Below are 11,978 nucleotides of genomic sequence, written 5' to 3'. Positions count from 1 at the left end.
CATGCGCGTCAACCGCATTCTGCTCGCCGCCGCACTGGTCGTCGTCGCCCTGGTGATCCAGGTGAGCGTCCTCGCCCGGCTGCACCTGCCCGGCGCCGTGCCCGACCTGCTGCTGCTCACCGTCGTCGGCCTCGCCATGGTCTACGGCCATGTCGGCGGCGCCCTCGTCGGCTTCGGCGCGGGACTCCTCGCCGACCTCGCCCCGCCCGCCGACCACGCGGCCGGGCGCTACGCGCTCGTGCTCTGCGTCATCGGCTACTGCGCCGGGCTCATCAGGCCGGAGAACGGCCGGCTGAAGTCCGCGACCGGCCCGATGGCCGTCGTGGTCGCCGCCGCCGTCGGCTCCACGCTGCTCTACGCGGGCGTCGGCGCCCTCGTCGGGGACACCGCCGCCCGCCATGTCGGCCTGACCGGGCTGCTGTTCTCCGCCGCGCTCTACGACCTGCTGCTCGCGCCGTTCGTCGTGCCCGGCGTCATGTGGCTGGCCCGCCGCACCGACAACGACCCGCTCACCGAGAACGGCCCGTCCGTCAAGGCCGGGAACATCTCCTCGGGCTGGCTCTCCTCCGGCACCGGCCTGCGCGTCGGCGGGCGCAGCGGCCTCGGCACCCTCAAGGCCAAGGCCCGCACCCGCTCCGCCCGGGTCGGACGCATCAAGGGGGTCAAGCGGCTGTGACAGCGGGCGAATTCACCCGGAAGAGTCAGCTTTGGGGGAACGGGCCGACACCGGCCCCGCGTTCATCGTTCGTACGCACACACGTTCACGTACGCGTCCACGCATCCGCGTCCGCGCACTGAGAGGGGGAGGCATTGACCAACATTCCCGAGACCGGGCGGACCCCACGGGTCCAGATCCGGCTCGTCGTCATCCAGATCCTCGTCCTCTCCCTCCTCGGCACTCTCGGCGGACGTCTGTGGTACCTCCAGATCCGCGAGGGCGCCGAGTACCAGCGCGAGGCGTCCGGCAACCACGTCCAGCAGGTCGTCGACCCCGCCGTGCGCGGTGACATCCTCGACGCCCGGGGCATCCCCCTCGCGGACAACGAGACCCGCCTGGTCGTCTCCGCCTCCCGCACCGACCTCCTCAAGCAGAAGGACGACGGCAAGGCGGTCCTCGCCAAGCTCGCCGGAGTCCTCGGCCTGAAGCCCGCGGACGTCGTGCAGAAGGTTCGGCTCTGCGACGCGAAGACCCCCCAGCCCTGCTGGAACGGCTCGCCGTACCAGCCGATCCCGATCACCGACGAGGCCACCCCCAAGCAGGCCCTCCAGATCCGCGAGCGCGCCGAGGACTTCCCCGGCATCACCGCCGAACCCGAGGCCGTGCGCCGCTACGGCGCCCCCGGCAAGTCCAACACCTCCCAGGTCCTCGGCTACCTCTCGCCCGTCACCGACGACGAGATCCAGAAGGCCAAGGACACCGACTCGCCCTATCTGCGCTCGGACATGGTGGGCCGCTCCGGCCTGGAGCGGCAGTACGACAAGGAACTGCGCGGCAAGGCCGGCGTCACCCGCTACGAGGTGGACAACCTCGGCCGCGTCATCGGCAGGGCCAAGGCCGACCCGGCCGAGTCCGGTTCCAACCTGGTCACCAGCATCGACTCCCGCGTCCAGCGCGTCGCGGAGTACGAACTGGACAAGGCCATGAAGGTCGCCCGCCAGCAGTTCGACAAGATCACCGGCACCAACTACAAGGCCGACTCCGGCGCCGTGGTCGTCATGGAGGCCAAGACCGGCCGCATCGTCGCCATGGCCTCCGCCCCCACCTACGACCCGAACGTCTGGGTGGGCGGCATCTCCGCCAAGGACTACAAGACCCTCACCGGCAAGAACTCCGACTACCCGCTGCTCAACCGGGCCATCCAGGGCCAGGCCGCACCCGGCTCCACCTTCAAGGTGGTCTCCACCGCCGCCGCGGTCGAGGCGGGCTACGACTTCGACGGCCGCTACCCCTGCACGAGTTCCTACTCGGTGGGCAGCCAGGTCTTCAAGAACTTCGAGGGTGAGAGCTTCGGCCCGATCCCGCTGGGCCGCGCGCTCGAGGTCTCCTGCGACACCGTCTTCTACTACCTCGCCGACCAGCAGTGGAAGAAGGACGGCGGCATCAACCCCAAGAAGGGCCAGCCGAAGGACTACTTCTACAAGGCCGCCCACCAGTTCGGCCTCGGCCAGGAGACCGGCATCGACCTCCCCAACGAGGTCACCGGGCGCGTCCCCGACCGCCAGTGGAAGCTCGACTACTGGAAGGCCAACAAGGACGCCTGGTGCAAGTACGGCAAGAAGAACGGCTCCTACGTCGAGATGATCGCGTACGAGAACTGCCTCGAGGGCAACAAGATGCGCGAGGGTGACTCGATCAACTACTCCATCGGCCAGGGCGACACCCTCGTCACGCCGATCCAGGAGGCCGTGATCTACGGCGCCGTCGCCAACGGCGGCACGATGTACCAGCCGACCATCGGCAAGGCGGTCATCAGCCCCGACGGCAAGACGGTCACGCCGATCAAGCCGAAGAAGACCGGCCGGCTGCCCGTCAGCAAGGCCACCCTCAAGGGCATGAACGAGGCCTTCGCGGGCGTCGTCACCCGAGGCACCGCCGCCTGGAAGTTCGGCGGCTGGCCGCAGGACAAGATCGCGCTGCACGCCAAGACCGGTACCGCCGAGGTCTACGGCAAGCAGACCACCTCCTGGCTGGCCACCTACTCCAAGGACTACACGGTGATCATGACGATCGCCCAGGCCGGTACGGGTTCCGGAGCCTCCGGTGAGGCCGTGCGCAACATCTACAGCGCGCTCTACGGCGTCCAGGGCGACGGCTCCATCGACAACAAGAAGGCCCTGCTGCCCGAGCCGCAGAAGACCCTGCCGAAGGTCCGCACCGACGGCACCGTCGTCGCACCCAAGATCGTCGGCGACCCCGCCAAGGACGTCGAGGCCGCCCAGAAGAACAACGCCAGCAACGGCGACGACACCCAGCCCGCGGCCACCGCGCCCACGGACAACACCAACAGCAACACCCGCAGGCGGCCCCGCCGGAGGGGAAGCCGGAGGACGCGCACATGACCGGCACCAACAGCTTCTCCGTCTCCGGATACGGCCCCGAGCGGGCCGGCTGGACCAGGCTCCTCGCCCGCGACTCCGTGGCCCGGCGGCTCGACTGGCCGATACTGTTCGCGGCCCTGACGCTGTCCCTGATCGGCTCGTTGCTGGTCTTCTCCGCGACCCGCAACCGCACGGAGATCAACCAGGGCGACCCGTACTACTTCCTGCTCCGGCATCTGATGAACCTCGGCATCGGGGTCGCCCTGATGATGGCCACGGTCTGGCTGGGCCACCGCGCCCTGCGCAACGCCGTGCCGGTCCTCTACGGCCTCTCCCTGCTCGGGGTGCTGCTGGTCCTCACCCCGCTCGGCGCCACCATCAACGGCAGCCGGAACTGGATCGTGTTCGGCGGCGGCTTCTCGCTCCAGCCCGCCGAGTTCGTGAAGATCACGATCATCCTGGGCATGGCCATGCTGCTCGCGGCCCGGGTGGACGCGGGCGACAAGCCGTACCCCGACCACCGCACCGTCCTGCAGGCCCTCGGCCTGGCCGCCGTACCGATCATGATCGTGCTGCTCATGCCCGACCTCGGCACGGTCCTCGCCATGGTGGCCATCATCCTGGGCGTGCTGCTCGCCTCCGGCGCCTCCAACCGCTGGATCTTCGGCCTGCTCCTCACCGGAGTCCTCGGCTGCGTCGCCATCTGGCAGCTGCACATCCTGGACGAGTACCAGATCAACCGCTTCGCCGCCTTCGCCAACCCCGACCTCGACCCGGCGGGCGTCGGCTACAACACCAACCAGGCCCGCATCGCCATCGGCTCCGGCGGACTGACCGGCGCGGGCCTCTTCCACGGCTCGCAGACCACCGGCCAGTTCGTGCCCGAGCAGCAGACCGACTTCGTCTTCACGGTCGCGGGAGAGGAACTGGGCTTCCTCGGCGCGGGCCTGATAATCCTCCTCCTCGGCGTCATCCTGTGGCGGGCCTGCCGTATCGCCCTGGACTCCCCCGAGCTGTACGGCACGACCGTGGCCGCCGGGATCGTCGCCTGGTTCGCCTTCCAGTCCTTCGAGAACATCGGCATGACCCTCGGCATCATGCCGGTCACCGGTCTCCCCCTGCCGTTCGTCTCCTACGGAGGCTCGTCGATGTTCGCGGTCTGGATCGCGGTGGGGCTGCTCCAGTCGATCAGGGTGCAGCGGCCCATGTCGGCGTAGGGCCTCCGGCGGCCGGGCCGTGAAGTGAGCTGAGCCGAGGGGCGGGAGGTCTTCTCCCGCCCCTCCGCCGTGTCCGGGGGGTGGATGCGGTCGCGGGGGCGTTCTAGATTCGGTGCATGGCGGACGTGACGCGTGAAGTGGAGCGGAAGTACGAGGGCGGCGACGGCGGCTTCCCCGAGGTGACCGGCACCGCCGGGGTGGCCCGGGTCGCCGACCGGGGCGTGGCCGAACTGGACGCCACCTACTACGACACCACCGACGAACGGCTCGCCGCCGCCTCTCTCACCCTGCGCCGCCGCACCGGGGGCGGGGACGCCGGGTGGCATGTGAAGTTCCCCGTCGCCCCCGGGGTCCGGGACGAGATCCGGGCGCCACTGTCGGACACGGTGCCCGAGGAGATCGCCGCGCTGGTCCGCTCCCGGGTCCGCAGCGCCGGGCTGGTCCCCGTGATCCGGCTCCGCAGCGCCCGCCACGTCCACCACCTGCTCGACGCCGACGGCACCCTGCTGGCCGAGGCGAGCACCGACACCGTGACCGCCGAGCGGCTCAACCGGGCGGGCGGCACCGCCCACTGGACCGAGACCGAGGTGGAACTGGCCGACGGCGGCGACCCCGCCCTCCTGGACCGGATCGAGAAGCGGCTGCGGGCGGCCGGGCTCACGCCGTCGAAGTCGCTGTCCAAACTCGCCCGCGCGCTGGAGGAGACCGGCGGCCGGGGGAGCGGTGCCGGCGCCCCCGCCGCTCCCGTGACCGCGGGCGACCACGTCCTCGCCTATCTGCGCGAGCAGCGTGAGGCGATCCTCTCCGGCGACCCCGCCGTCCGCCGCGACCTGCCCGACGCCGTGCACCGGACGCGCGTGGCCACCCGCCGGGCCCGCTCCGCGCTGCGCGGCTTCCGTACCGTGCTCGACCCCGCCGTCACCGCCCCGCTCGCGGCCGAGCTGAAGTGGCTCGCCGGGGAACTCGGCCTCGACCGCGACCAGGAGGTGCTGGCCGAGCGACTGACCGCCGACCTCGACGGTCTCCCCGACGACCTGGTCACCGGGCCCGTCCACGAGCGCCTGACCGGCTGGGCCACCGCCCGCCACCACCACACCCGGGCCCATCTCATCGGCGTACTCGACTCCGCGCGCCATCTCGCCCTGCTCGACACCCTGGACGCCCTGCTCGCCGACCCGCCCCTGCTGAAGGGAGCCGCGCGCAAACCGGGGAAGACCCTGGCCAAGGCCCTGCGGACGGACTTCGCCAAGCTCTCCCGGCTGGTGGACACCGCCCTGGAGCTGCCGCCCGGCGAGGAGCGCGACCGCACGCTGCACGAGGCCCGCAAGAAGGCCAAGCGCACCCGGTACGGCGCGGAGGCGGCCGTACCCGCGCTCGGCGCCCCGGCCCGCGCCCTCGTCAAGTCCATGAAGTCCCTCACCACCCTCCTCGGTGACCACCAGGACGGCGTCATGGCCCGCCGCACCCTGCGCGAGCTGGGGGCGGTGGCGCACGGGGCGGGGGAGAGCGCGTTTCCCTACGGGGTGCTGTACGGGCGGGAGGAGCGGCGGGCGGAGCGGGTGGAGGCGGAGCTGCCCGGCCGGTGGCGGAAGATCGTGTCCCGCTTCCCGCTCTGAACGGTACGGAGGACTGCGCCGACCGGGTTACGCTGGATGGTCACCCCTCCCCCCAGCCTCCGGCCGGGGGCACCCCCCGTCAGCTCACGAAGGTAATGCCGCGATGTCCGTCGAGTCGGTCTTCCCGCAGCTCGAAGCTTTGCTCCCGCATGTGCAGAAGCCGATCCAGTACGTCGGCGGGGAGCTCAACTCCACCGTGAAGCCCTGGGAGAGCAGCGATGTCCGCTGGGCTCTCATGTACCCGGACGCGTACGAGGTCGGTCTGCCCAACCAGGGCGTCATGATCCTCTACGAGGTACTGAACGAGCAGGAGGGCGTCCTCGCCGAGCGCACGTACAGCGTGTGGCCGGACCTCGAGGCGCTGATGCGCGAGCACAAGGTGCCCCAGTTCACGGTGGACAGCCACCGCCCGGTGAAGGCGTTCGACGTGTTCGGCCTGTCCTTCTCCACGGAGCTGGGCTACACCAACATGCTCACGGCCCTGGACCTGGCCGGCATCCCGCTGGAGTCCAAGGACCGTACGCTCGACGACCCGATCGTCCTCGCGGGCGGCCACGCGGCGTTCAACCCCGAGCCGATCGCGGACTTCATCGACGCGGCGATCATCGGCGACGGCGAGCAGGCCGTGCTGGACATGACGGAGATCATCCGCAAGTGGAAGGCGGAGGGCCGCCCCGGTGGCCGCGAGGAGGTGCTGCTGCGCCTGGCGAAGACCGGCGCGGTGTACATCCCGGCCTTCTACGACGTGGAATACCTGCCCGACGGCCGTATCGCCCGTGTCGTCCCCAACCGCTCCGGCGTCCCGTGGCGCGTGTCGAAGCACACGGTCATGGACCTGGACGAGTGGCCGTACCCGAAGCAGCCGCTGGTGCCGCTGGCCGAGACGGTCCACGAGCGGATGTCGGTGGAGATCTTCCGCGGCTGCACGCGAGGCTGCCGGTTCTGCCAGGCGGGCATGATCACGCGCCCGGTGCGCGAGCGTTCGATCACCGGCATCGGCGAGATGGTGGATCGCGGTCTCAAGGCGACCGGCTTCGAGGAGGTCGGCCTCCTCTCCCTGTCCTCCGCGGACCACTCCGAGATCGGCGACATCGCCAAGGGCCTCGCGGACCGCTACACCGAGGACAAGATCGGCCTGTCGCTGCCCTCGACCCGTGTCGACGCGTTCAACGTCGACCTGGCCAACGAGCTGACCCGCAACGGCCGCCGGTCCGGTCTCACCTTCGCCCCCGAGGGCGGCTCCGAGCGCATGCGCAAGGTCATCAACAAGATGGTCTCGGAGGAGGACCTGATCCGCACGGTCGCCACCGCCTACGGCAACGGCTGGCGCCAGGTGAAGCTGTACTTCATGTGCGGTCTGCCGACGGAGACCGACGAGGACGTCCTGCAGATCGCCGACATGGCGACGCACGTGATCCAGAAGGGCCGCGAGGTCTCCGGCTCGGGCGACATCCGCTGCACGGTGTCGATCGGCGGCTTCGTCCCGAAGCCCCACACCCCGTTCCAGTGGGCCCCGCAGCTCTCCGCCGAGGAGACGGACGCGCGTCTCCAGAAGCTCCGCGACAAGATCCGGGGCGACAAGAAGTACGGCCGTTCCATCGGCTTCCGCTACCACGACGGCAAGCCCGGCATCGTCGAGGGCCTGCTCTCCCGTGGCGACCGCCGCACCGGCGCCGTGATCCGCGCGGTCTACGAGGACGGCGGCCGCTTCGACGGCTGGCGCGAGCACTTCTCCTACGACCGCTGGATGGCCTGCGCCGACAAGGCGCTCGCTCCCTTCGGCATCGACGTCGACTGGTACACCACCCGCGAGCGCACCTACGAGGAGGTCCTTCCCTGGGACCACCTCGACTCCGGTCTCGACAAGGACTGGCTCTGGGAGGACTGGCAGGACGCCCTCGACGAGACCGAGGTCGAGGACTGCCGCTGGACCCCCTGCTTCGACTGCGGTGTCTGCCCCGCCATGGACACCCAGATCCAGGTGGGCCCGACCGGGAAGAAGCTGCTGCCGCTCGCGGTCAAGAAGTAGCCCGTACGCATGGCTGAACCCCCCTCGCCCCGAGGGGGGTTCAGTCGTTCCCGCCCTACGGTGTGCCGCGCCGCAGGGTGTTGATGACGACGAGGGCGAGCGTGATCGCCCCGCCGCAGGCGGTTCCGCCGGTGAGCAGGGCCGCCGCCACCGCGTGGCTGTCGCTCCACTTGAGCAGGGCCGCCGCCGCGCCGATGAACAGGCCGAACAGAACCGAGACGGCCACCCACAGCCCCGTCAGGCGGTGATCGCGCGCCATGTCGCCTCCATCTCTAGATGTATAGAGTTAGGAGCCCGACTCTACATATCTAGACTCTAGATGTGTAGAGTTGGCGGCATGGCGCAGAACCCGAGGATGACGAAGGCGACCCTGGAGGTGCTTGATGTCCTCTACCAGGGCCCCGAGAAGCTGTACGGACTGAAGATCGCGCAGGGCACCGGCCTGATGACCGGCACGGTGTACCCGATCCTGGCCCGCCTGGAGAACATCGGGTGGGTCACCAGTGTCTGGGAGCAGGACGAGGGGCCGGATGTGCGCGGCGCGCGGCGCCGGTTCTACCAGCTGACCCCCATGGGGCGGGAACACGCCCGCGACGCACTGCGGGAGCGTTCCGCGCGCGAGTCCCGGACCGCCCACCACCGCCCGGAGACGGGACTTGCCTAAGGAGTGAGGATGGGGCTGGAGTACCTGCAGGACCCGAACTTCTGGGTCGTGCAAGTGATCATCGGCACCGTGCTGATGCTCAGCAGGTTCCCCCTGGAGCTGTTCCACTGGCTGACCCGGCGGTCCGTCCGCCGCGTCGAGCAGCGCGTCAAGGCTTTCGCCCGGTCCGTCGGCGACGACGCGCTCCACGAACGGATCGAGGAGATGGTCAACGACCATCTCGAGGCACCCCGACTCCTCCGCTTCTTCTACGCGATGCTGATCATCCGGGAGGGCCGCAGGCTGCTGGCGGCCGACGGCCCGCAGCCCTCGCCGCCGCAGGGTGGTGACGGTGCGGACGCCGCTGCCGGTACCGCGCCCGATGCGACACCTCCTCGGCAGACCGCCGGACCGGACGGCGACGACGACCCGGCGGCCGCCCCCGCTCCGGCGCGTCCTCCGGCGGCGGGCCTCTCGCCGACCACGGCGCCGGAGGCCGATCCTCCAACGGCGGTTTCTCCGGCGGCTGTTCCGCCGACGGTCGTCGCCCCCGTGGCCGTTGCTCCGGTGGTCGATCCGCCGACGGCCGCTCCTCCAGCCCCCGTTCCTCCAATCCCCGTTCCTCCGGCCGCCGTTCCGCCGCGCCGTCGGCGTGTCGATGCGCTCGTGGACGCGGTGTGTGCCCGGCTGGCGGTCCTGGCCGGGCACATCGTGGGCGGTGAGTACGCGGCGGACTACGAGACCGAGATGGCCCAGGACCTCGCGGGCGCCAGGAAGCGTCTGGTCCGGCTCGCCTATGCGCTGAGCAACGTGATCGGGGCGTTCCGGCTGCGGCTGATCCTGCGCACCATCCCCTTCCTGCAGGGGCTCCTCTCGCCCCGTGAGGGCAGGCGCCGCCCGGGCCTGCTCCAGCTGATCGACTACATCGTCGCGTCCGACCTCGTCTGCGCGGGCTTCACGGTCGTGGTGGACACGGTCGTCCTCCTGTTCGCCCGTGGCTGGCTCGGTCTGACCTTCGTCACCTGGGCCGCCCTTCCGCTCGCCCTTCTCAGCGCGTATGCGCAGTCGCGGGCGCGGAGGGCCTGGCGCACCCTGCGCCCGGACGACGGGACGGAGGAGCCGACGTAGAAACCCGGGCACGGAACCCGGCTGGATCCGGCGGGATCCGGCGCGATCCGGCAGGGTTCCGAACCTCCATGCTCCAAAGGGATGTACGGATCGTTCCGTGCGGTTAGAGTCGTCCGGTTACGTCCGGTTGGGGGCAGCCGGAGGGTGGGGTCGGCGGTGCCGATGTCCTGGGGAGGGCTTGCAGGGGATGAGTCGTCGCTCTTCTGGTCTGGCGGGGGTCTGGGCGGAGGCGCAGCGTCAGCAGCAGCGTCTGCGTGAGGACGAGGCGCGGCGGGAGCGGGAACGGGAACGCCTGGCGCGGGCCAGGGAGCGGGAACTCGCGCAGAATCAGCGGGAGTTCCGGCAGGCCGAGGCGCGGCGGCGTACGGAGGAGCTGGAGGCCCGGGTGGCCGCGCTGCGGGGGCTGCTGGCGGCCGGGTGCGGTGCTCCGGTGTTCCGGGTGGCGCGGTTGATGCGTGCGGAGGAGGTCGAGCCGTTCGATCCGGGGCCGTTGGGGTGGCCGGTGCGGATGCCCGATCCGGAGCGGTACCGGCCGGCGCGGGGCGGCTGGACGGCGGCGCAGCGGGCGCAGGCGGAGGCGGACGCGCGGACCCGGTTCGAGCACGACTGGTTCGCGGCGCAGGCGGCCGAGTCCCGGCGTCAGCTGCAACTCGCCGTGCGGCAGCGGGAGTACGAGCAGCGGATGGCGGTCCGGCTGGCCGAGGTGCGGCGGCACAACGCGGGGGTCGCGGAGGCCGCCGAGAGTGTGCGGCGGGGTGAACCCGAGGCGGTGGTCGCGTACTTCGGTGCCGCGTTGCGGGCTTCCACGGCGTGGCCCGGTGGTTTTCCGTGCGTGCCGCGCGCGGCGTACGACCCGGTGGCCCGACAGCTGGTGCTGGACTGGGAGTTGCCGGGATTCGCCGTGGTGCCGGAGGCCAAGTCGGTGCGGTACATGCCCACGTTGGACCAGGAGAAGGAGACGCCGCGTCCGGTGGGGCAGCGGCGGACGCTGTACCGCGAGGTGCTGGCGCAGTGCCTGCTCCTGGTGGTCCAACAGGTCTTCGCCGCCGACGAGTTCGGGGCGCTGGACTCGGTCGCGGTCAACGGTGTCGTCGACGACCACGACCCGGCGACGGGCAGACAGGCCCTGATCTGCCTGGCGACGGTGATGGCGCCGAAGGACACCTTCACCGCTCTCCACCTCGCCCAGGCCGATCCGGTGAGCTGTCTGACGGAGGCCCTGCGGGGTCTCCTGTCGGCGCGGCCGGACCAGCTCGTGGCGGTACGGCCGGGCCGCAGGCCGGAGGACGTGCGCGTCGGCCCCGGTGAGCACGCGCCCACGGGGGAGGAGCCGGACCTCTACGAGCCGGACCTCTACGAGATGGACCCGATCGCCTTCGAGTCGCTGGTGGCCGAGCTGTTCCGGGCCATGGGCATGGAGGCGGTGACGACCGAGCGGTCGGGCGACGGCGGGGTGGACGTGCATGCCGTGGACCCGGCCCCGATCCGGGGCGGGCAGATCGTCGTGCAGGTCAAGCGGTACCGCAACACGGTGCCGCCGACGGCGGTGCGGGATCTGTACGGGACCGTGCAGGACACCGGCGCGAACAAGGGCGTCCTCGTGACCACCTCGGGCTTCGGACCCGGCTCGCGCACCTTCGCGCGGGGCAAGCCGCTGGAGCTGATCTCGGGTCCCGAACTGGTCGACCTGCTGCACCGCCACGGGCTGCGCGGCCGGCTGGGCGAGCGCGTGGCCCGTCCCGCCGCCGAACCGCCGCTCGGCGACTACAACGTGCTGGGCATGTCCTGGTCCGGCGAGGTGGCGCTGGACGTGTGCGCGCTGGTCTGCCGGGGCGGCCGGGTGCTCGGCGACGACCACTTCGTGTTCTTCAACAACCCCGCCACCCCGGACGGTTCGGTCCGCTCGGTGCCCGCCCCGCCGCCCGACAAGGCGGCCGTCCGCGTCTCCTTCGACGCCCTGCCCGCCGAGGCCGACCGGCTCGTCCTGGTCGCCGCGGTCGACCCGGAGGCCGACCCCCACGCCGACCTCTCGGGCTTCACGGCCCCCTTCATCCGCCTCCTGGACCCCGCCCTCGCCGAACTCGGCCGCCTGGAGGTCTCCGAGGGCCGCCCCGGCGAAACCGCCCTGGTCCTCGGCTCCTTCCGCCGCCGCCCGACCGGCGACTGGGACTTCGTCCTGGGCGGCCGCGGCTACCCGGGCGGCCTGGCCGAACTGCTCGCGGACCACGGGATCGCGGTGGAGTGAACAACCGGCACATGGAAGGGGCCGCCGGAGTCTCCGGCGGCCCCTTCCGTCCGGTCTGACT

The 11,978-nt window shown here is 71.1% G+C and carries 9 protein-coding genes; 8 read left to right on the top strand and 1 reads right to left on the bottom strand.

Features of this window, described 5'->3' with window-relative positions:
• The first annotated feature begins 1 nt into the window (after position 1).
• From mreD to AB0E91_RS12360, 5 genes are all read left to right on the top strand, one after another.
• Positions 2-676 (top strand): rod shape-determining protein MreD, encoded by a 675-nt coding sequence (gene mreD / locus AB0E91_RS12380; protein WP_361779224.1) that lies wholly within the window; start codon positions 2-4, stop codon positions 674-676.
• A gap of 134 nt (positions 677-810) precedes the next feature.
• Positions 811-3,060 (top strand): penicillin-binding protein 2, encoded by a 2,250-nt coding sequence (gene mrdA, locus AB0E91_RS12375; protein ID WP_361779221.1) that lies wholly within the window; start codon positions 811-813, stop codon positions 3,058-3,060.
• On the top strand, positions 3,057-4,256 hold the full coding sequence (rodA, locus tag AB0E91_RS12370) for a rod shape-determining protein RodA (RefSeq protein WP_361779218.1): 1,200 nt from the start codon (positions 3,057-3,059) through the stop codon (positions 4,254-4,256). The genes mrdA and rodA overlap by 4 nt, the downstream gene beginning before the upstream one ends.
• Before the next feature lie 116 nt (positions 4,257-4,372).
• Positions 4,373-5,872: a CYTH and CHAD domain-containing protein gene (locus AB0E91_RS12365; RefSeq protein ID WP_361779215.1), complete on the top strand. Its 1,500-nt coding sequence runs from the start codon at positions 4,373-4,375 to the stop codon at positions 5,870-5,872.
• Positions 5,873-5,975: 103 nt separating this feature from the next.
• Positions 5,976-7,901: a TIGR03960 family B12-binding radical SAM protein gene (locus tag AB0E91_RS12360; protein WP_361779212.1), complete on the top strand. Its 1,926-nt coding sequence runs from the start codon at positions 5,976-5,978 to the stop codon at positions 7,899-7,901.
• 55 nt (positions 7,902-7,956) lie between these two features.
• Here AB0E91_RS12360 and AB0E91_RS12355 read toward each other — a convergent pair whose 3' ends face one another.
• Positions 7,957-8,160: a hypothetical protein gene (locus tag AB0E91_RS12355; RefSeq protein WP_361779209.1), complete on the bottom strand. Its 204-nt coding sequence runs from the start codon at positions 8,158-8,160 to the stop codon at positions 7,957-7,959.
• A 78-nt stretch (positions 8,161-8,238) separates the two neighbouring features.
• Here AB0E91_RS12355 and AB0E91_RS12350 point away from each other — a divergent pair, with 78 nt between their 5' ends.
• The 3 genes from AB0E91_RS12350 to AB0E91_RS12340 all read left to right on the top strand — a co-directional run bounded on the left by AB0E91_RS12350 (position 8,239) and on the right by AB0E91_RS12340 (position 11,917).
• Positions 8,239-8,565, top strand: a complete 327-nt coding sequence (locus AB0E91_RS12350) for a helix-turn-helix transcriptional regulator (RefSeq protein WP_361779206.1) — start codon at positions 8,239-8,241, stop codon at positions 8,563-8,565.
• A 9-nt stretch (positions 8,566-8,574) separates the two neighbouring features.
• Complete coding sequence (locus AB0E91_RS12345) at positions 8,575-9,672, top strand: hypothetical protein (protein WP_361779204.1); 1,098 nt, start codon at positions 8,575-8,577, stop codon at positions 9,670-9,672.
• A gap of 187 nt (positions 9,673-9,859) precedes the next feature.
• The gene (locus tag AB0E91_RS12340; protein WP_361779201.1) at positions 9,860-11,917 is read left to right on the top strand and encodes a restriction endonuclease; all 2,058 of its coding nucleotides are present in this window, start codon (positions 9,860-9,862) and stop codon (positions 11,915-11,917) included.
• Positions 11,918-11,978: the final 61 nt, after the last annotated feature.

The sequence above is a fragment of the Streptomyces sp. NPDC026659 genome (genome assembly GCF_040638245.1).
Taxonomy (GTDB): Bacteria; Actinomycetota; Actinomycetes; order Streptomycetales; family Streptomycetaceae; genus Streptomyces.
Note: the sequence above shows the minus strand (reverse complement) of the source record. Positions and strands in the feature narration are given on the sequence as shown.